The sequence below is a fragment of the Sphingomonas sp. TREG-RG-20F-R18-01 genome (genome assembly GCF_022662475.1).
Classification (GTDB): Bacteria; Pseudomonadota; Alphaproteobacteria; order Sphingomonadales; family Sphingomonadaceae; genus Sphingomonas.
Genome location: NZ_JAKNQQ010000001.1, coordinates 799,403 through 818,840, shown reverse-complemented (window position 1 = coordinate 818,840; position 19,438 = coordinate 799,403). Strand labels below are relative to the sequence as shown.

General features: G+C 66.6%; 18 protein-coding genes. 4 read left to right on the top strand and 14 right to left on the bottom strand.

Annotated elements, in window-relative coordinates; translation table 11 throughout:
* Positions 1-72 precede the first annotated feature (72 nt).
* The 3 genes from L8K25_RS04200 to L8K25_RS04190 are packed head-to-tail and all read left to right on the top strand — an operon-like array spanning position 73 to position 3,267.
* Positions 73-1,383: a DUF58 domain-containing protein gene (locus L8K25_RS04200; protein WP_242137635.1), complete on the top strand. Its 1,311-nt coding sequence runs from the start codon at positions 73-75 to the stop codon at positions 1,381-1,383.
* Entirely contained in the window at positions 1,383-2,414 is a 1,032-nt protein-coding gene (locus L8K25_RS04195; RefSeq protein WP_242137634.1) for a stage II sporulation protein M, read from the top strand. Before L8K25_RS04200 ends, L8K25_RS04195 begins: the two co-directional genes overlap by 1 nt.
* On the top strand, positions 2,395-3,267 hold the full coding sequence (locus tag L8K25_RS04190; RefSeq protein ID WP_242137633.1) for an RDD family protein: 873 nt from the start codon (positions 2,395-2,397) through the stop codon (positions 3,265-3,267). Before L8K25_RS04195 ends, L8K25_RS04190 begins: the two co-directional genes overlap by 20 nt.
* Positions 3,268-3,331: 64 nt before the next feature.
* Here the strand turns inward: L8K25_RS04190 and L8K25_RS04185 are convergent, their stop codons facing one another.
* The 14 genes from L8K25_RS04185 to L8K25_RS04120 all read right to left on the bottom strand — a co-directional run bounded on the left by L8K25_RS04185 (position 3,332) and on the right by L8K25_RS04120 (position 16,126).
* A complete protein-coding gene (locus L8K25_RS04185; protein ID WP_242137632.1) occupies positions 3,332-3,598 on the bottom strand; it encodes a CsbD family protein in 267 nt (88 codons plus the stop codon).
* A gap of 127 nt (positions 3,599-3,725) precedes the next feature.
* A complete protein-coding gene (locus L8K25_RS04180; RefSeq protein ID WP_242137631.1) occupies positions 3,726-4,625 on the bottom strand; it encodes a hypothetical protein in 900 nt (299 codons plus the stop codon).
* Positions 4,626-4,681: 56 nt separating this feature from the next.
* A complete protein-coding gene (locus L8K25_RS04175) occupies positions 4,682-4,861 on the bottom strand; it encodes a CsbD family protein (protein ID WP_242137630.1) in 180 nt (59 codons plus the stop codon).
* A gap of 128 nt (positions 4,862-4,989) precedes the next feature.
* Positions 4,990-6,480: a PAS domain S-box protein gene (locus L8K25_RS04170; protein WP_242137629.1), complete on the bottom strand. Its 1,491-nt coding sequence runs from the start codon at positions 6,478-6,480 to the stop codon at positions 4,990-4,992.
* A gap of 130 nt (positions 6,481-6,610) precedes the next feature.
* Positions 6,611-6,991: a low affinity iron permease family protein gene (locus L8K25_RS04165; protein ID WP_242137628.1), complete on the bottom strand. Its 381-nt coding sequence runs from the start codon at positions 6,989-6,991 to the stop codon at positions 6,611-6,613.
* Between the two features lie 143 nt (positions 6,992-7,134).
* Entirely contained in the window at positions 7,135-7,443 is a 309-nt protein-coding gene (locus L8K25_RS04160; protein WP_242137627.1) for a hypothetical protein, read from the bottom strand.
* A 25-nt stretch (positions 7,444-7,468) separates the two neighbouring features.
* Positions 7,469-8,086 carry a general stress protein gene (locus L8K25_RS04155; RefSeq protein WP_242137626.1) on the bottom strand — a complete coding sequence of 206 codons (618 nt, stop codon included), beginning with the start codon at positions 8,084-8,086 and terminating at the stop codon, positions 7,469-7,471.
* A 64-nt stretch (positions 8,087-8,150) separates the two neighbouring features.
* Positions 8,151-8,408, bottom strand: coding sequence for a GlsB/YeaQ/YmgE family stress response membrane protein (locus L8K25_RS04150; RefSeq protein ID WP_242137625.1), 258 nt, complete (start codon positions 8,406-8,408; stop codon positions 8,151-8,153).
* Between the two features lie 119 nt (positions 8,409-8,527).
* Positions 8,528-10,021, bottom strand: coding sequence for a helix-turn-helix transcriptional regulator (locus L8K25_RS04145; protein WP_242137624.1), 1,494 nt, complete (start codon positions 10,019-10,021; stop codon positions 8,528-8,530).
* 167 nt (positions 10,022-10,188) lie between these two features.
* Positions 10,189-10,557, bottom strand: coding sequence for a hypothetical protein (locus L8K25_RS04140; protein ID WP_242137623.1), 369 nt, complete (start codon positions 10,555-10,557; stop codon positions 10,189-10,191).
* Positions 10,557-11,426, bottom strand: a complete 870-nt coding sequence (locus tag L8K25_RS04135; RefSeq protein ID WP_242137622.1) for a metallophosphoesterase family protein — start codon at positions 11,424-11,426, stop codon at positions 10,557-10,559. The genes L8K25_RS04140 and L8K25_RS04135 overlap by 1 nt, the downstream gene beginning before the upstream one ends.
* Positions 11,423-12,244: a hypothetical protein gene (locus L8K25_RS04130; RefSeq protein ID WP_242137621.1), complete on the bottom strand. Its 822-nt coding sequence runs from the start codon at positions 12,242-12,244 to the stop codon at positions 11,423-11,425. The genes L8K25_RS04135 and L8K25_RS04130 overlap by 4 nt, the downstream gene beginning before the upstream one ends.
* 210 nt (positions 12,245-12,454) lie before the next feature.
* Positions 12,455-14,533: a beta-galactosidase gene (locus tag L8K25_RS04125; RefSeq protein ID WP_242137620.1), complete on the bottom strand. Its 2,079-nt coding sequence runs from the start codon at positions 14,531-14,533 to the stop codon at positions 12,455-12,457.
* 42 nt (positions 14,534-14,575) lie between these two features.
* Positions 14,576-16,126, bottom strand: a complete 1,551-nt coding sequence (locus L8K25_RS04120) for an alpha-L-fucosidase (RefSeq protein WP_242137619.1) — start codon at positions 16,124-16,126, stop codon at positions 14,576-14,578.
* Positions 16,127-16,528: 402 nt separating this feature from the next.
* On the opposite strand from L8K25_RS04120, the gene L8K25_RS04115 reads away from it, so the two are divergent.
* Positions 16,529-19,393, top strand: coding sequence for a TonB-dependent receptor (locus L8K25_RS04115; protein WP_242137618.1), 2,865 nt, complete (start codon positions 16,529-16,531; stop codon positions 19,391-19,393).
* The last annotated feature ends 45 nt before the right edge of the window (positions 19,394-19,438 follow it).

The following is a 19,438-nucleotide window of genomic DNA, read 5'->3' as shown; positions in this document are numbered from 1 at the left end:
GGCGGCCGAGGTCAGGCGCATCGTGCGTCTTCGCTGCCGGCGCGGCGGCACGACGCGCGCGAGACGGCGCGCGTGATCTATCCGACGCGCATGGCGGTGCTGGCAGCGGCGGCGGGGGCGCCGGTTGCGCTGGTGATCGGCGTGCTGATGCCGGAGCGCTGGTATGCCGGGCTGGCGTGGCCGCTGGCGGTGCTGCTGCTGGCGGCGGTCGACGCGGTGACGGGCGCACGTACCGCCACGGCGCGGATCGACGCGCCAGCGACCGCATCGGTCGGCGAGACCATCGACGCGACCGTAACCGTGGTGCTTGCCGGCGCGTCCCCCCCGCGGAGCGTCGAAATTGCCCTGGCGGTCGGCCTGGTGTTCGAAACGGCGGACGATGCGCGCGCCTGGGTCGCGCTGCGGGGCGGAACGGGGGCGGTGCTGGTCGCGCTGACCGCCTTGCGCCGCGGAACGGGTCGGATCGAGCGGGTCTGGCTGCGCTGGCGCGGGGGATGGGGGCTGGTGTGGCATCAGCGCAGCATCGCGACCGCAACGCGGATCGTCGTGCTGCCCGATATTCGCGCGCTGAAGGACAAGGGTGCGGAGATCTTTCGCCGCCACGCGCTGGAGGGCCTGCTGACGCAGGTCGATCGCGGCGACGGGACCGACTTCGATGCGCTCGTCGAGTTTCGTTCGGGCATGGACCGGCGCGCGATCGACTGGAAACAGTCGGCGCGGCATCGCAAGCTGCACGCGAAGGAATTCCGCACCGAACGCAACAACCAGATCGTCTTCGCGATCGATTCGGGACGGCAGATGTCGGAACCGGTGGCGGGACTGCCGCGCGTCGATCGCGCGGTGTCGGCGATGTTGCTGACGGCGTGGGTGGCGCTGAAGCTCGGCGACCGGGTTGCGCTCCATGCGTTCGATTCGCGCCCGCGGATCGCGAGCGGTCTGGTGTCGGGCATGCCCGCCTTCGCCAACCTTCAGCGGCTCGCCGCGGAGATCGACTACAGCGGCGAGGAAACCAATTACACCTTTGCGCTGACGACGCTCGGCACGCGGCTGACGCGGCGCTCGATGATCGTCGTGTTCACCGAATTCACCGACCTGACGAGCGCGGACTTTCTGGTGCGGGCGGCGATGCGGATCGTGAAGACGCATCTGCTGCTGGTCGTCGTGCTGCGCGACGAAGACGTCGAGGCGATCGCGGACCGCGCGCCCGCGACCGCGGATGACGTGACGCGCGCGGTGACCGCGGCGGCGCTGCTGCGCGACCGCCGCCTGGTGCTCGCGCGCCTGGAGCATGTCGGGGTGCATGTGATCGAGGCCGAACACGACCGGGTCGGCGAACGGCTCGTGGCGGGCTATGTAGCGCTCAAACGGAGGAACCTGCTCTGATGGCGACTGCCGCCGCCCCGTCGCTCGGCCAGCCGGTGCTGGTCAACGCCACCCGCTTTCGCGCGGCGCATGCCGCCGAATGGGAGCGGCTGGACGCGATCATCCGTCGAATCGAGAAACGGTCGATCCGCGCCGTGTCGCAGGAGGATCTGCTCGCGCTGCCGCTGCTGTACCGCACGACGCTGTCGTCCCTGTCGGTCGCGCGCGAAACCTCGCTGGACCGCGCGCTGGTCGGGTATCTCGAGCAGCTGTGCACCCGCGCCTATTTCCAGATCTACGGCGTCCAGACGTCGGCACTCGGGCAACTCGGGCGGTTCTTCACGCATGGCTGGCCGATGGCGGTCCAATCGCTCTGGCGCGAGACGCTGGTTTCGTTCCTGCTGACGGTGGCGGGGGCGGTGGTCGGCTATCTGCTCGTGCGCGGCGACTCCGCCTGGTTCTTCGCGATCGTCGGCGATGGCATGGCGGGCGGCCGCGATCCGTCCGCCTCGGTCGAGACGCTCCGCAAGACGATCTACACGACCGAGCACCGCGAGATGCTGGCGACCTTCGCGGCGTTCCTGTTCACCCATAATGCGCAGATCGCGATCCTGTCCTTTGCGCTGGGGTTCGCCTTCGCGGTGCCGACCGCCTTGCTCATCACCTATAACGGCCTGATGTTGGGGGCGTTCATGGCGGTGTTCGTGCCGAAGGGGCTGGGTGTCGGCTTTACCGGGTGGATCATGATCCACGGCACGACCGAATTGTTCGCGATCATCCTGTCGGGCGCCGCCGGTTTCCGGATCGGCACCGCGATCGCCTTCCCCGGGCGAAGGACGCGCAACGATGCGGCGGTGGCGGCGGGGCGGACGGGCGCGATCGCCATGGCGGGAACCGTCGTAATGCTGTCGATCGCCGGGATTCTGGAAGGGATCGGGCGGCAGGTGCTGACCGACGACCTGACGCGCTATGCGATCGGAACCGGCATGCTGGTCGCCTGGCTGCTGTATTTCTACCTGCCGAGGAGCGCCGATGCGACCGCCCCGGCCTGACCGCGCGGCGCGCCCGACGTCGCTGCGGCGCAGCTTCGTGACGCCGGAAGGAGTCGATCTGCGGCTCGAACTGGGGACGGCCGGGGCGCGCGCGACCGCGTTCCTGATCGACGCGGTCGCCATCATCGCCCTGCTCGTCGCGGCGACGATCGTGCTGTTGCTGCTGTTCTTTTCGGCCCACGCCAGCGGCCTGGCGATCATCTGGCTGCTCGGGTGCTTCGTCCTGCGCAACGGCTGGTTCACGCTGTTCGAAATGGGCGGGCGCGGGGCTACGCCGGGCAAGCGGATCATGGGGCTGCGGGTGGTCGCGCGCGATGGCGCGCGGCTGACCGGCGGTGCGGTGATCGCGCGCAACGCGATGCGCGAGATCGAACTGTTCCTGCCGCTGACCTTCCTCGGCCAGCGATCCCTGGAGGGGCAGGCCGATGCGGCGCTGACGCTCTTTTCGCTCGGCTGGAGCGGCATTTTCCTGTTTTTCCCGCTGTTCAATCGCGACCGGCTGCGGGTCGGCGATCTGCTCGCGGGAACATGGGTCGTGCGAACCGCGACGGAACGGCTCGAGTCCGACCTCGCGCAACCGGAGGTGCCGGCCCGCCGGGTCTTTTCCGAAGCGGCGCTGGGGCTATACGGCGAATTCGAGTTGCAGACGCTGGAGACCGTCCTGCGCAGCGGCAGCGATGCGGCGGTGGCGACGGTGGCCGCGACGATTCGCCGCAAGGCCGATCTGCCGGATGATGGCGACGATCGCGGGTTCCTGACGGAATATTACGCGGCCCTGTGCGTCCGGTTGGAACGCGGGCTGCTGATCGGCAAGCGCCGCCCCGACAAGTTCATCGCCAACGCGCCGCGCTGACCTGCAAGACCGGCACCGGCGCGGGGGGCGCGCCGGTGCCGATCGGGTGTCGGAGCGCCGGGCTTTAGCCCTTGCTGGCGCTGAGGCCGGTGACGAGCGCGCCGAGCAGGAAGCCTGCGGCAGCCGTGATCCCGAGCGCGAGCAGCGGGCTGTGCTCGACGGTTGCGCGCGTTGCGCTGACGGCATCCCCGTAAGCGCCCTCGAGCTGCCCTGCGACCTTGCGCGCGGCGCCCGATACTTCGGTCGTGCGATCGCCGGTCAGTCGGCCGAAGCCTTCTTCGAGTGCGCCTGCGGTGTGCTTGATTTCGCCGGTAACCTGATGCGTGTCCATGATCGTCTCCTGTGAGGGGGGGCAGTGTAATTTGGGGAATGACGGCCGCCGCAAAGGCTACGCTACAGGCGGTGACCGCCATTCCCTGCGCGCCCGGGGGGCAGGCGCGCGTCCTTGCCGGCGCCGGTTAGGCGCGGCGGACCTCATGACCGCGGCGGCGCGTCGCGGCGGCCCCGGCAAAACCGGCTGCGCCTGCACCGAGCAACAGCGCGATGACCGCGGTGAAGGACGTCCCGGCTGCCGCGCTTGCGCCGGCATCGGCTGCGGTCTTGGCGGTGGCGACCGTATTGTCCTTGGCCTGGACGAACTGCTGCTTGGCGCGCGCTACCTGCGCCGCGGCCTCGGCACGGGGAATCTTGCGCTGCGCGGCGACGATGTCGACGATCCGCGCTTCGGCCTGATTCCCTTCGGCACCGCCACGCGCCATTGCCGGCAACTGCTTGGCGACTTCCTTCTGCGCTTCCTGCGGCGTCATCTGGGCCGGGTCGGCCGGGGCCGTGTCGAGATAGGCCGCGGCCTGGTCCTGGACATCGATGCCGGCCGCCTTGGCGACGGTCGGCGCGGACGCGCCGATGCTGGTCCCGGCGGCGCTCGCGACGCCGCCGATCGTGCGGAACGTGCCGCCGATGATCGACCCGACCGCCGAGGTCAGCAGGTACAGCGTGATGATCAGCGTCACGCCCCAGATGACCAGACCGTGGACGAAGCCGTCGAACTGTTCGTTCAGGCCAGCAAGGCGGGATGCGGCGTAACTGCCGGCACCCAGCGCGACGATCGTGCTGACCACCCACCACAGCGCGGCACCGATGCCGAAGCCGCTCGCGCTCGGGGTCGAGCCGTTGACCGGATCCACCAGGCTCATGCCGATCCCGGTCCCGAGCAGCCCGAGAACGATCTGGATGGCGATCGCGATGGTCACGCCCGCGAACACCGCCTGCCAAGACATGCGCGAGCGATGGAGGACGGCAGCGCCGGGGGCGTGCCCGTGGTCCGCAGCATGGACCGGATCGACGTAGGATTGTGCCATTCGATATTCCTTGTTGGGTTGACGTCGCCGTTCAGCGGAAGACGCCAACGGGACGGTTAATTTTTCTGGAGGTCGTGCGAGGCGGCGTTGGCCTTGCCGATGGCGGCCTGCGCTTGGCCGGCCGCTTTTTCGGCGGCGCCCGCAGCTTGCCTTGCCCGGTCACCGGTGATCTTGCCGATCGCTTCCTTGATCGAGCCGATCGCCTGCTTGGCAGCGCCTTCGATGTGGTCGTCCATCGTGCCGTCCCTTCCATTCCGGCCGCGCCCACGCGCCGTCGTTGAGGGAGAGAAATAGTACCGGAACGGGCGCGCCCTAGAGCCGCCTGCACCAAATCGTCTGGTGCAGATTTACCATGCCGTATCCGTTAGCGCGACGCCGGGCGGCGGGTGGAGGGGAGCGGGAAACCGCGCTCGCGCGCCCAGATGATGGCCGCGCCGCGTCGATTGACGCCGAGCTTGCCGTAGATGCGGGCCACGTTGTTGCGAACCGTGTTGCGCGACACGCCCATCGCCGTCGCAATGGCGGGATCGTCCAGCCCTTCGCACATCAGGCTAAGCGTTTCGCGCTCGCGCCCGGTCAGCGAGGACACCTCGGCGACATGCTGCTGCGCACTGGGCGCACGCAGATTGGCGAGCTTCTCGACGATCGTGCGGCTGAACCAGTTGGTATCGCGCATCACCGTCTCGATCGCCCCGATCAGCTCGCGTTCGGACTGGCGCCGCTCGGCGATGTCCTGGACCACCCACAACACGCAGTCGCTGCCATGCATCGGAAAGATCCCGGTGGAGATCAGCACGTCGATCCGCGCGCCGTCCTTGCGTTGCAGGCACGCGTCGCGTGCCTGGAACCCGCCGTCCTGGCGCATCGCCTGCTCGATGTCCGCCCGCGCGGCGGCGTTTTCCCAGAGTTTGAGCGATCCGGCGGTTTGCTGCTGCAATTCGTCCGCCGTATATCCGGTGAGGTCCAGCAGCGCGGCGTTCCCCTGCAGGAAGCGGTGATCGTCGAGCGTGGCGACGCCGAGCCCGATCGGCGCGAGCTCGAACATGCGGTGCGATCTCGCCTCGCTCTCCCGCAATTCGCCTTCGATCCGGCGGCGCGGCTCGAGATCCGCGAAGGTGAACAGCATGCACGGCTGTTCGTTGAGGTCGATCGGCTGGCCACCGACGATCACCAGCTTGCGGCCACCGCCGGGCAGGTGCAGGTCGGCCTGCATCTGCGGGATCGTCCGCCCCTCGCGCAGGCGCTGCTTGGCGAGACCGGGATCGGTGACGTCGGCGAGCACGTCGAGTTCATAGACCGTGTGCCCGAGGACGTCGTCCCGTTCCCAGCCGGTCATTTCCAGAAAGCCCGCATTGACCTTGACGAAGCGCTGGTCGGACAGGCGACAGATGACGGCGGGCGCGGGATTGGCCTTGAAGGTCTGCTCGAACCGTTCCTCGGCCTCGAACCGCAGCGAGACGTCCTGGATGACGAGGACCAGCAGGTCCGGCCGGTCGTCGCCGTCGGTCAGGACCAGGCTGCGGATCTGGTGGATCCAGCGCGCTTCGTCCTCCCCCTCCCGGACGACCTCGACGACGACTTCGCTGAACGCTTCCCCGGCGACCGCGCGTTCGATCGGATAGTCGGCCGGATCGAGCCAGTGGTTGTTGCGATACCGCAGACGGAACCGCTGGCGATAGTCGTCGACCGTCCTGCCGAGGTCGGGGATGCGTTCGACACCGTGCATCCGCAGACCCGCTTCGTTCGCCCATACGATGTCCTGCTCCGGCGACACGATCACGACGCCTTCGGTCAGTCCGGACACGATCTGCTGGAGCCGGCGGAGATCGACACCGGTACGATGTAAGGCAGGCATTGCGACGTCTTCCATGCGGGCCGCGGGATGCGGATCGGCGGATAACGCGGGACCGGCGATGTGGGTACCAAGGGCTTCCGATCCCGCTGCATCACCATCGTCGCGGGATGGCGCGAGCCTGGACCGTCGGTCAGCCGGGTTGGCCGAGGTGACGCGCCGCGAGCTCGTGTTCGGCCACGTCGCCGGTGCGACGCAGCGCCTCGAGCTCTTCCTCGGTCTTGCCCTCGATGCCGGCGATCTCGTTCCGCGCGCCCTTCATCGCGAAGACCAACTCGTCGATCTTCATGTGGAGCGCGCGTTCGCTCAGCCGCTGCTGGTTGAGCACCATCTGCGTCAGCGTGATCGCCAGCACCGACAGGACGAGCGTCAGGGTATTCTCGGCGGCCGCACCGCCGACGATGAACCAGGTCGCACATCCGAGCGCGACGATCAGGATCGCCATCGGATGGCCCGCCAGCGTCGAACCCCAGGCGGAGAGCTTGCATCCGAAATTATAGAGACGCTTCAGCATGGCAGGTTTCGTCCGATCGCCCATGAGACCATCCTCGGTTGCACCCGATGGCGTTTCGCAGACCGCCACCCGCGCGACGCCGCGTCGCATCGGATTAGAGCGGCAGCGCGGCGCGTCAACGCCGCGCTGCCGCGGTCTTCAGGTTACTTGCCGGTCGAGACGTTGCCCTTGAAGTCCAGCCCGACATGAAGGGTACGCGCGCCCTTCTTGGCAGTGCCGCGCCAGACGCCGTGCGCGTCCTTGGTCAACCCCGAGACATTGGTGAAGCCCGACTTGGCAATGTGCTCGCGTGCCTGCGCCTGGGTGAACGAGTTGGCGCCGCTGCGCGACGCACCGTCGTCGACGGTATGCGCGTCCTTGATCGCCACATTGTTCTTGGCGGGGGACGTCTGGGCGAGCGCGGGGCCGGCGGCGAGTGCCGCGGCGAGCAGGATCGGTGTCGTGATACGCATGTCTTATACTCCTTCGATGCGGGGATCAGGTGCGCGTGTAGCGCGCCCGTTCGGCAGCAATCTCGCTGTCCGAGTAAGCCGGCGCGGTGTCGTCGAATGCGTTCCAGCCCTGCGACTGATATGCCTGGCGACGCTCGGCGACCTGTACCGTGCGGTCGTCGCTGAGGATCGTGCGGGCAGTGGCTGCCATCGGCTCGTCGACCTTTGCGGTGACCAGCGTGCCGCCGCGGCGGACACCCTCGGCATAAACATGCGCGTCGTCCTCGGGAACGCCGGCATGCGTCAGCGCGCCGACCAGGCCGCCTGCGGCTGCGCCGACCAGCGCACCGCCGGCTGCACCTGCGGCCGTCGCCGCCAGCCAACCGGCCGCCACGACCGGGCCGATGCCCGGGATCGCCAGCAGGCCGAGACCCGCGAGCAGCCCGCCGACGCCACCGATCGTGGCCCCGATCCCGGCTCCAGCGCCGGCATCCTCTGCGGCAGGCTCGGCCATGTTGGAGGCACGGTCGGTACCCGCGTCGTCGTGCTTGTCATGCGCGACGATGCTGATGTCGCGATGGGCGACGCCGGCGGCTTCGAGATCCTGCACCGCGCGGCGCGCGTCGTCGTAGCGGTCGAACAAGCCTGTGATGGTCTGTGTCATGATATGTCTCTCCCAAACCCGGACGATAGTCGTCCGGGCGTATGTGTCGTTGCGTGGCAAGGGTTCAGCGGGCGGTGCCGCGGACCACCAGGTGATAGAGGATGAGCACGACGATCGCGCCGATGACGGCGACCACGAGGCTGTAGACGTTCAGACCGGTGACGCCGGCTGCGCCGAACTGGTTGAACAGGAACCCGCCGACCACGGCGCCCACGACACCGAGGACGATGTCGAGCAGCAGTCCTTCACCGCTCTTGTTGACGACCTTGCTGCCGATGAAGCCGGCGACGAGGCCAAGGATGATCCATGCAAGAATGGACATTGACGTTCTCCTCTCAAGCCGGGCGACTGCCCGGATGAGGAGAAGTTAAGGCGGCGGCAGGGTTGGCCAAAGATGCGCGGGCACCCGTTCGATGGGTGCCTCGACACCAATCGCGTCGATTAGTTGGTCGTCTCGAACTCCAGCTGATGCCCGCGGTCGCGCGCCCAGATGATCGCCTCGGCGCGGCTGTGCGCGCCGATCTTCGCGTACAGGCGCGCCACGTGGTTGCGCACGGTATTGCGTTTCAGCGACAGCGCGCTGGCGATCGCATCGTCCGTCTTGCCCTTGGTGATCAGGGCCAGCACCTCGCGTTCGCGCGCGGTGAGATCGACGGTCGGGCTGCCCGAAGCGCCCTTGGCGGCTTTACCCCGCAGGGCTGCCATCCGGTCCATGATCTTCTGGCTCAGCCAGCTCGAATCCTGCATGGCGCCCTCGATCGCGGCGATCAGGTCGAGCTCGGTGCGCTTGCGGTCGCTGATGTCCTGAAACGCGGCGAGGATGCAGAACTGGCCGTTGATCGACACCGTCTCGGCCGACGCGATGCACGTCACCAGCGATCCGGTCCGCGTCTTGACCTGCAGCTCATAGCCGCGGAACGACCCGCTTTCGGAGACCTTCCTTTCAATCTCGCGCCGCGTGGCCGAGCTTTCGAACAGTTCGATTTCGGCGGGCTTGCGGCCTACCACGCTGTCGTGGCCCCAGTCGGTCAGCGCGAGGAAGGCGTGATTGACGTTGAGGATGCGATGCCCGTCCAGGCTGGTCAGCAGCATCGGCACCGGCGCGAAGCGGAACGCGGTGGCGAATCGCTCCTCGCTCTGGCGCAGCGCCATTTCGGCACGTCGGCGTGGCTCGAGATCGGCGAAGGTGAAGATCATGCACGGCTCGTTGTTGGGCATTTCCGCCGGGTGGCCGGCGAGCAGGACGAGCTTCGTGTCGCCATTGGGGAGCGGCAGGTCTGCTTCCATCTGCGGGATGATATCCCCTTCGGCAAGCCGGGCCTTTGCCTTGTCCTTCTCGGCCGCCTGGTCGAGGATGTCGAAATCGTAGAGCGAGCGGCCGACGATCTGGTCCCGCTCCCAGCCGGACAGGTCCAGGAACCCCTCGTTGACCCGCACGTAGCGCAGGTCCGCCAGCCGCACGATCACCGCCGGCGCGGGGTTCGCGTTGAACATGCTTTCGAAGCGTTCCTCCGCCTCGAACGCTTCGGTCGCGTCGCAGATGATCAGCACCAGGCAATCCGGCTGGCCCGCGCGATCGAGCACGAAACCGCGCTCCCGGTGCACCCAGTCGGGTTCCGCCTGGTGCGCCTGGCGGACATTTACCACGACATCGTGAAACGCCTCGCCGCGGCACAGCCGCGCGATCGGATAGGCGGCGGGGGGGACGGGTTGGCCGCTGCGCAGGCGCAGGTCGAACCGGTGTCGATATGCGTCGGCAGTACCGCCCAGCTCGGACAGGGCGGTACAGCCGTGCATCGAAAGCGCGGCGGCGTTCGCCCAGACGATCCGGCCGTCGGGCTCGATCAGGATCACGCCGTCGCTGAGGTCCTCGACGATGCGATGTAGCTGCTCCCGGTCGGGCTGTTCGTCGCGTGGTGCTGCGGTCGTGGTCATGCGGCTGGATCTTCCCTGTCAAACGGCCCGGCGGGCCGGCGCCGCGCGGACCGCGCCCGCGACGGTCGCGGCATGTCCGGCGTGGGCGTGCGGTTGGTCACGGTCGATCCGCGGGCCGTCCGAACCGGGGCGTCGCACGGCGTGCCCCATCCTAACGCGACGCTTCCTCAATTGTCGAAATACCGGCGCGATTGCGGCATGCGGCGCCGCTTTCTCGTGGCGAAGGCCCAGCAGGTCAGCCCCACGCCGAGTTGCAGCAGAACGACCAGCGCGATCATCAGGATGCTCGCAGCCACGGCCCCGCGCGCGAACGCCAGCGCGGCGAAGGTCGCCACCAGATAGCCCACGCAGGCAGCCAGCACCCGGTTGCGTCGCTGGGGCGTCGGGGCATCGAACGGTGCGACGATCGCCAGGCACGCGGCCGCCGCGAGCAACGCGACCGTGACGCCGATCCCGGCCTCCGACATGATGGCGATGATGATCGTTGCCAGCGTCAGGATCGACACGATGGCGGCGCAGAGGCGCAGTCGTAACATTATGATTCTCCTCGACCATCCTCGATTGGGCGGGGCCGCACCTCAAAGGATTCGGCGGCGGGGACGCGCGCCTGTATGAACGCGATGCTGGATCCGTCCAGCCGGACGGCGGTCAAGACGCCGGTCGCATAGGCGCCGGTGTCGATCCCGATCCGATTCGCCGTGACCACCGGTGCGTCCGAGTTCCAACTGTGACCGTGGACGACGACCTTTTCGAAGCGGTGGTCGGACCGCAGGAACTCCTTGCCGATCCACAGGCAATCCTCGTCCTCCTGGCGCGCGAGCGATACGCCGGGCCGCAGCCCGGCATGGACGAAGACGTAATCGCCGCACACGCGCCGGATCGGCAGGGCGCGCAGGAACTCGAGGTGCGACGCAGGCATCTGGTCCAGCAACTGATCGCGTAGCGCGACGCAGTCTTCCTCCAGCGTGTCGCTGTCCGATTCCGCAACCGCGACCCCGTACGACATCAGCGTCCGCGCGCCGTCGCGCCGCAGCCACGCGAGACTTTCACCAGGCTGTTCCAGGAAACCCAGCAGCATCTCCTCGTGGTTGCCACGCAGGAAAACGACATCGAGCGCGGGGTGGCGCGCAAGCCAGATCAGCGCGGTTAGGACATTCGATGTTTCCGGGCCACGGTCGACGTAATCCCCGCAAAAGACCAACAACGGAGGCGCTGCGCTCGCAAGCGTCGCAAGGTCCGCGACGATCGCCTCGAGCAACGCGGACAGCTGTCTATAGCAGCCGTGGATATCGCCAATCGCGAAAATGACCCGGCCGTCGGTCGACCGTGCGCGGGCCGCGGGGGACCCATGCGGCGATCGCAAGATCCGTACACCGCTCGCTGGCATTGCGGCGTCGATCGTCACTCACCGTTCCCCTGGCGCGCCCGATCGAGCTGATCGGCGAGCCGGTCATACCGCTGGATCGTCCCGTCCGGATCATCCTGCGCCAGGTCGCGCGCGCGCCGCCAGCGCTGGTTGATCTCGGTGAGTTGCCACGTCGGCACGCCGCCTTGCCGCGCCTGGCGATAGGCACGCCGAAGCCGCGCGTCGGCCGCCAGGACGTCCTGATAGATGCAGCGATCCTCGTTGCTTCCGGGTGGGCATCGGCCGGCGCTCGCGGCATCCTCCGCATCGGTGCGCGCGCGGAAAGACGGTGAAACGCGGTTGCCGGGCGCCGATGCCGCAGGCGTCGCGGAGCGGGTTCTGGTGGCGGCATAGGCCGGTCGTACGGCCGGTCTCGGCCGTGGCGAAACGGCTGCCGGCATTCTCGCGAGCGGCACCGATCCGGCGGCTGCAGCCGCGTTCGCCATGGTCACGTCCCCGCCGCCATTTTCTTGGGGCATCGGTGACGCATCGTCCGATCCGGTCGGCATATCGGACGGCATCGGCCGCGGTGGCGTGGGGGACGTCGGTACGACTGCCGCATAAGCCTTTGCCGGGGGCGTGGCGGCGGCCCTGGACGGGGGCGTTTGCGCATGGCGGACATAGCCGATCGCAAGCGCGGTCGTCGCGAGCAGCACGAGCGCGGGCGCCGCGAACGTCACGGCGCGTCCCCTCCGCCACCGGCGCGCAGGTACCGGGCGGTCCGTCAGCGGGATTGCCGGCACGCTTCGATCGTTCAGCGGCCGGAAAATCCGATCCATGTCGGCAGCCACGGATTTCGTGGGAGGATTGATCGCCATCGCCCTGTTCCTTGCCGCGCGACCCTTGCGGTGAACGCCTGTACTTCGGCTTAACCGGTATCAGGAACACGCCGGGGGCACCAAGGGTCCATTCGGGTGGGCAGCGCGCGCGGACGAGGATGCGAAGAACTTGCAACGCGCGACGGATGGTCGGGAACGCTCCCCGGACGACGCGCGGCTTTCCCTAGGTAGCGGATCGGCGGCCGGGTCCTACTGAACGAGCTCCACCCCATATGGCGGGAGCGCGAGCGTGCCGGCGTGGGACTGTTTCGACAATATGCCCCGCTTCGTGCCGGTGAACGATACGGTGACCGGAGCCTGTGTCGTATTGACGTAGAGCGTACGCCCATCGACGTCACGAGCGATGACACCGGCGGGGGTGTCGGGACCACGCTTGATCCCCAGCGCGGGATATAACGAGCGAACCAGCGGGCCGAGCAGTTCGGACTGCGGCGCGGTGGCGACGTAGATCGCCTGGCCTTTGCCGTAATGGTTGATCGTGATTGCAGGGCTCTTCTGCGGCGTATTGTCGAACGTCGCGAGCGGTGTCGCGGTGCTGGGCTCGAGGATTTCGTAATAGGGGTCGCTGCCGGTCAGCGTCTGGCCCTTGAACGAAACCTTCAGCGGTTGCTCGGACCGGTAAAAGGCGTTGGTCCGGACGCCGAACACATCGCCAAGGCGACCGGGCAGGGGCGTCTCGAACCATTTGCCGGTCTCATCGACCTTCGCCGAATAGCCGGTCATGATCACCGTTCCGCCATTCGCGACATATTTCCGCACGGCGGCGGCTGTCGGAGCGTCCATGACATAGGCGCTCGGCAGGATCGCGAGCTTGTATCTGGCGAGCGAATCGTGACCGAAATCGATCACCGCGGCGTCGATATTGTCCTCGAACAGCGGGCGATAGGCCGCCTGTTCGAACTTGCTGTAATCACCCTTGAAATATTCCTGCATCGTATTGGGGCCGGGGGGCGGGCTGGTCAGCCAATAGCTCTGGTACGTGAAGTTCACCGCCACTTGCGGCGGATCGTAGCGTGGGAAGCCGAGCGTCTTCAGCGTCTTGAACTCGCGCGCGAGCTGCGCGAACTCGTCGACCTTCCAGGATGGCCGGCCGTCATGATCGACCAGCCCGAACAGTGCCTGCTCCTCGCCACCGCTGTGCGAGTTGAAGGTCCAGGCGAGGAAACTCTGCGTATAATAGATCAGCCCGAAATAGGCCCACATCCGCGACCGGCCGGGCGTGCCGTAATAGCCGCCGCCGCCGGCGGTGAATTCGTTGAACCACATCGGTGTGTCATGGCCCGCGCGGTTGGACATCACGTCGAACGCGGCGCCGACCGGATCACCTGGATAGAAGCCCTGCGCGCCATAGGTCGAGATCTTGTCCCAGGCGCGCAGATAGTCGAATCCCTTGGATCCTGCGTTCGGCCAGAAGTTCGAGGCGACGGGCAAATTGGGGGCGAATTGCTTGCGCACCGCCTCCAGCTCCTCGAGCGCGCCGACCGTGTCGTCGGACCAGAAGCGGTGGAGGTCGAGATAGCGTTCGTTCGGGCCGGGGCCGCGTTCATAGGGCAGGTCGACCTGGTCCCAGCTGTTGATCCGGCGTGACCAGCGCTGCGTTGCCCAGGCCGTGTTGAGCGCCGCGATCGTACCGTAGCGGCGTTTCAGCCACGCGACGAAGCGCGTCCGATCGGCGGGCGAATAGGACATGTGTCCATTGCCGATCTCATTGTCATAGCCGAGCGCGATCACCGCCGGATTGTGCGCGTAGCGCGCCATCATCTTCTGCGCGAGGCGCGCCGCCAGGCGGCGATAGTCGGGGTCGCTGATATTGTCCCAATAGCGGCTCGCGGCGTTGAGGCGCACGCCGTCCTGGTTGACGATATCGACGCCGGGATAGTGTTTGTGCAGCCAGATCGGTGCGGGCTGCCCGGGAATGTCGACGATCACGCGGATCCCGGCGGCGTGCATCTGCGCGATCACGTCGTCGAACCACTTGAAGTCGAAGCGGCCCTCCTCCGGCTCGAACGAGTCCCACGACAAGTCCCCCATGCGCACCATCGTCATGCCGGCGCGCTTCATGATCGCAATGTCCTGGCGGATCTGTTCGGGGCTGCGATCGATCGGCTGATAGCAGGTGCCGACGAACAGCGTTCCCATGCCGGGCCAGTCGGGATGGCCGACCGCGCTCTGCGCGCGTGCCGACGGGGTGAACGCGTTCGGCACAAGGCCGCTGGAGAGCGCGAGCGCGAGCGCAATTCCGGCTAGGCGAGCAGGGCGACGATTCATGGCAGGTCCTTCGTATCGCGTATCGCGTATCGGGGGGTGGCGTCAGGCCCGGTGGATGCGGAAGACGCTGGCATGGCGGGTCGGCAGCCGCGCGGGGACGTCGATCGACAGCGCGCTGGCGGTCTGGCGGAAGGGCACCGGCCCGGCACCGAGCACGTCGACCCCGACCACGCGCCCCTGCGAATGCGCCGCGCCGCTGCGCAGCGCGGTGATCTCGGTGACGCCCCGTGGTTCCCCCAGCGTGATCGCGTAGAGCAGGTTGCCCTTGGTCGTGAAGCGGATGTCCCGCGGGGAATAGTCAGCCTTTTCCTTAAACATGCCCTCCGCGGCCTCGGTCGGCCCCTCGCCGAATTGCGTCCAGGGGCGCGTGCCGTGGATCGCCTCGCCATTCACGGCCATCCACGCGGCGAGGTCGCTCAACAGGCGGTCGGATTCGGGCGGCAGGGACCCGTCGGCGCGCAGGACGACGTTCAGCAGCATGTTGCCGTTCTTGCTGACGATGTCGGCGAGCATCGTGACGATCTCGTTCGACGTCTTGTACTTGACGTCGTCGCTGTAGAACCAGTCGCCGTTGGACGTGTCGGTCTGCCAGGGAAGCGGGTTGATCCCCTTGAGCACGCCGCGCTCGACGTCCTGCACCATGCCTTCCTTGAAAAACTCTCCGGTGCCGGAATCCTTGCAGTTGTACACCGCTTCCAGCTGCCCGGTCCGCGCGATGCTGCTGTTGTACAGGTGCGCGACCAGGCTGCGGCCGACCGCGCCGAATGGTAATCCGCCATCGGAATAGAGCAGATCGGGCTGATACCCGTCGACCAGGTCGCGGATCCGCCTGAGCCACAACTGATGATACGCGGGGTTGGTGGTGTACCAGCTCGCCTTGGTGTCGATGAACGGCTCGGTGCGATTGTCGTGATACAGATCGGCATAGGCCGGATTGGCGCCGTCATAGGGAATGCCGAGCTTCGGCCAGAACTGGTCATACAGATGATTGGGATACCACCAATTGTGGCTCGCGCCGAGGTGTTCGGAAACGCCGAAGCGAAGGCCCTGCCGCTTCGCGGCGGTTTGCCAGGCGCCGACGACGTCGCGCTTCGGCCCCATTGCGGCCGCGTTCCAGCGGTTGTGCTTCGACGCCCACAAGTCGAAATTGTCGTGGTGGACGCCCATCGACACGAAGTATTTCGCGCCGGCGCTGGCGTAGCGCGCCATCAGCGCTTCGGGATCCCAGCGCTCGGCCCGCCATAGCGGGATGATGTCCTTATACCCTCTTTCCGAGGGATGACCGTAGGTCTTGAGATGATGGTCGTAATGCGGGTGGCCCGGGACGTACATCCAGCGCGCGTACCAGTCGCCGCGGCCCGGAACGGCCTGCGGCCCCCAATGCGCCCAGATCCCGAACTTCGCATCCTTGAACCATTCGGGCGTGCTGTACGTCGCGAGCGATGCATGCGTCGCATTGAACCGGCCGTTGGCAATCGCCCCGGGCGCCATTGCGCGCGGTGCGGCCAGCGCGGGCGCGGCGCGGCCTAGCGCACCGGCGCCGAGGGCGGCGAGCGGTCCGCACAGGATCTCGCGCTTGCTAAAGGTCGTCATCTCTCTCTCCCGCGGATGGACGTGCCATCCAGTTGGATCGCCCGAGCGGCCGTTGCCGCCCGGTTTTTCCCCCGCGCCGTCGCGGCGTTGCCACGCGCAGCCGCAGCAACCCACGGAACGCCACGTTGCGACCCTGTCGGCGCAGCTCCGTCATTCCATTCCCGGTCCATGCTCGCAACGGAGCCCAGGAACGCTTTCATGGGTGCAATATAACTCTCTTGGATGCAAGCCACGACCTGTCGAAAACACGCTTGGGATAGCACTTATAAATTCCTGTTTTCATATGTGATGATGTGCGGTATGCAGCTCGCGAGCCCGGACAGGGACATGGGGAGGGGATCGATGAGGGATACGATACGCATTCTTGCTGGGGTTTCGGGGCTGGCCGTCAGCATCTGCAGCATGTCGACGCTTGCCCAGGCGCAGGCCCAGGCGGCGCCCGATCCGCAGCCGAGCGGAACCGTGACGACCGCCGCCGCGCCCGCGGGGCAGGCCGACGATGCTTCCGCGCCGGTCGATATCGTCGTGACCGGGTTGCGCGGCAGCCTCGCCTCCGCGCAGGCGATCAAGCAGAATTCCGAGCAGATCATTGATTCGATCACGGCCCAGGACATCGGCAAGTTTCCCGACAGCAACGTCGCAGAGGCGTTGCAGCGAATCCCCGGAATCCAGATCCAGCGCAATCTCGGCGAAGGCAGCGCCGTCGCGATCCGCGGGCTGAGCGAAGTCCGCACCGAACTCAACGGCCACGATATCTTCTCGGCCAATGGCGGCGTCGGGCTGTCGTTCGAGGATGTCGGCCCGGACTTGCTGTCGCGCCTCGACGTCTACAAGAACCCCTCGGCCGAGATGATCGAAGGGTCGCTCGGCGGCACGATCGATCTGCGCACGCGCATGCCGTTCGATGCGTCGGGCCAGATCGTCTCGGCGACCGGATCGGCGACGCGCTACGATCTCGCCAAGAAGAACGGCTACGGCTTCTCGGCCTTGTACAGCAATCGCTGGCATACCGGCATCGGGGAGATCGGCTTCCTGTTGAACGGGTCGTTCCAGACCACGTCGTTCCGGCAGGATCTCGATCAGGTCGAGCCGTACATCTACCATGGGCCGAACCCCAGCCCCGACAGCTCGCCGCAGCAATCCTCGGCGGTGCCGGGCTATCTCAACCAGGATATCCAGGTGCAGCAGGGCGGCGGCTTCAACGTCGCGCAGGGCGATCGGCGGCGGATCAGCGGGTCGGCCGTCCTGCAATGGCGACCGGCCAGCAATCTCGACATCTACGCGCAGGTACTGACCAGCGACTATCGGTTCCGCGATACCGGCGTGTCGTATTTCGCGACCGACCAGGGTGCCGCTCCGACCGGGACGTACACCGTCGTGAACGGTGTCGCGACGTCGGGCTCGCTGGCCAATCCAGGCGGATCGTCGGTTACCTACGGGTCGACCCGCAAGACGCGCACCACTGATTACAGCACGGGCGCCAAATGGGCGATCACCCGGCGGCTGCATCTGGGCGTCGATTATCAGCACATCGACGCCAAGGTCGATCAGGATTCGCTCAACCTGACGATCAACCCCTACACCAGCACCAACGGGGTCGCCGGGGTGTTCAACGCGACCTACAATTATACGTTCGACAATCGGGGTGCCTTTCCCACGCAGCTCGCGACGGACCCGGCGACCGGCAAGGCCTCGACCTTCTTCGCCGACCCGGCGAACTACGGCTTCACCGCGGTTCAGCCCGATCGCACCAGGAACACCGCCACGGGCGACAGCGTCCGTGCCGACCTGACCTGGGACTTCGACGACGGCGGGTTCCTGCACAGCCTGACCGCCGGCGCGCGCTACAGCGGCAAGACCGCGATCAATCGCGACACCAACATCAACAACTGGCAGACGATCGGCGGGACTTGCGCCAACTGGTCGAGCGCGGCCAATTGCCATCCCGTGTCGGCGCATCCCGAATTCGTCGAGAACAATCCCGGCCAGGCAACGCTGTTCCGCGGTGCCGGCACGAGCTCGGTGTTCGGGCCGATCCTGCAATGGAACCTGTACGACGCGCAGCATCCCGAGTCGGCATTCGCACATATCAAGCAGATCAGCGGCCAGACCATCGGCTTCGGATCGCTGGATGATCCGACGCAATCGACGACCAGCACCGTGAAGGAGGACGACTACGCGGCGTATTTCCGTGCGGCGTTCGGAACGACGCTCGCGGGGGTCGATTTCGACGGCAATGCCGGTTTGCGCTATGTGCGCACGAGCGAGAGCGGCCAGGGCTTCCAGGTGCTGAGCTATCGCACGGCAGGCGGGGCGACCCCGACCAGCACGTCGATCGTAGCGCCCTATAGCGGCGGCCGGGAATACGCTTTCTGGCTGCCGAGCCTCAACGTGCGTTTCCATGTCGCGCCCAAGCTGCAGGCACGGCTGGCTTTCTCGAAGAACATCTTCCGTCCGACCTTTAACCAGCTCAACCCCAGCTTTACGCTGTCGCAGACCTACAACGCTTCGGATGCGACGCCGCTGACGGTGAACTCCAATCAACCCTACAATGCGACGACCAACCCCTATCAGGGAACCGGGTCGGTATCAGGCAATCCCAACCTGAAACCGGAACAGGTCACGTCGTTCGATGCGTCGCTCGAATGGTATTTCCAGAAGGACGGCTATATTTCGCTGACGGGGTTCAAGAAGAACCTGCGCAACGTCATTGCCAACACCAACTACCTGCAAACGCAGACGATCCCCAGCGTGGGGGCCGTGCAGTTCAACGTATCGTCGGTGGCGAACATCGCGACGGGGTATGTCCAGGGCTTTGAAATCGCCGGTCAGAAGTTCTTCGATTTCCTGCCGGGTGCCTTGTCCGGGTTCGGTGTCTCGGCGAACTATACGCTGGCCGATAGCGCCACCTCCGCCGAGCTGCTCGGCAAGTCGATCCCCCTGATCAACCTGTCGCGCAACAGCTACAACCTCATCGCGCTGTACGACAAATACGGGATCAACGCCCGCGTGGCCTATAACTGGCGCGACAAGTTCCTCGATTCGATCAGCGAGAACGGCGCCGCGAACATCCCGATCTACTTCAAATCTTATGGGTCGCTCGATGCGTCGATCAGTTATGATTTCTCGAAGCGGATATCGCTGACGCTCGACGGTCAGAACCTCACGGACACCGTCAACTACAGTTACCAGGGCCAGCCGCAATATCTGCGCAACTACCAGATCAACGATCGGCGCGTATCGGTCCGGTTGCGTGTCGGGCTGTAATGCGCTTGCTAGATCGATCAACGATCCGGCATTCTCCTTCCTTCG

Coding starts and splice junctions, on each gene's coding strand:
- L8K25_RS04195 (WP_242137634.1), top strand. CDS start 1,383: ATGGCGACTGCCGCCGCCCCGTCGCTCGGCCAGCCGGTGCTGGTCAAC.
- L8K25_RS04190 (WP_242137633.1), top strand. CDS start 2,395: ATGCGACCGCCCCGGCCTGACCGCGCGGCGCGCCCGACGTCGCTGCGG.
- L8K25_RS04185 (WP_242137632.1), bottom strand. CDS start 3,598: ATGGACACGCATCAGGTTACCGGCGAAATCAAGCACACCGCAGGCGCA.
- L8K25_RS04180 (WP_242137631.1), bottom strand. CDS start 4,625: ATGGCACAATCCTACGTCGATCCGGTCCATGCTGCGGACCACGGGCAC.
- L8K25_RS04175 (WP_242137630.1), bottom strand. CDS start 4,861: ATGGACGACCACATCGAAGGCGCTGCCAAGCAGGCGATCGGCTCGATC.
- L8K25_RS04170 (WP_242137629.1), bottom strand. CDS start 6,480: ATGCCTGCCTTACATCGTACCGGTGTCGATCTCCGCCGGCTCCAGCAG.
- L8K25_RS04165 (WP_242137628.1), bottom strand. CDS start 6,991: ATGCTGAAGCGTCTCTATAATTTCGGATGCAAGCTCTCCGCCTGGGGT.
- L8K25_RS04160 (WP_242137627.1), bottom strand. CDS start 7,443: ATGCGTATCACGACACCGATCCTGCTCGCCGCGGCACTCGCCGCCGGC.
- L8K25_RS04155 (WP_242137626.1), bottom strand. CDS start 8,086: ATGACACAGACCATCACAGGCTTGTTCGACCGCTACGACGACGCGCGC.
- L8K25_RS04150 (WP_242137625.1), bottom strand. CDS start 8,408: ATGTCCATTCTTGCATGGATCATCCTTGGCCTCGTCGCCGGCTTCATC.
- L8K25_RS04145 (WP_242137624.1), bottom strand. CDS start 10,021: ATGACCACGACCGCAGCACCACGCGACGAACAGCCCGACCGGGAGCAG.
- L8K25_RS04140 (WP_242137623.1), bottom strand. CDS start 10,557: ATGTTACGACTGCGCCTCTGCGCCGCCATCGTGTCGATCCTGACGCTG.
- L8K25_RS04130 (WP_242137621.1), bottom strand. CDS start 12,244: ATGGCGATCAATCCTCCCACGAAATCCGTGGCTGCCGACATGGATCGG.
- L8K25_RS04125 (WP_242137620.1), bottom strand. CDS start 14,533: ATGAATCGTCGCCCTGCTCGCCTAGCCGGAATTGCGCTCGCGCTCGCG.
- L8K25_RS04120 (WP_242137619.1), bottom strand. CDS start 16,126: ATGACGACCTTTAGCAAGCGCGAGATCCTGTGCGGACCGCTCGCCGCC.
- L8K25_RS04115 (WP_242137618.1), top strand. CDS start 16,529: ATGTCGACGCTTGCCCAGGCGCAGGCCCAGGCGGCGCCCGATCCGCAG.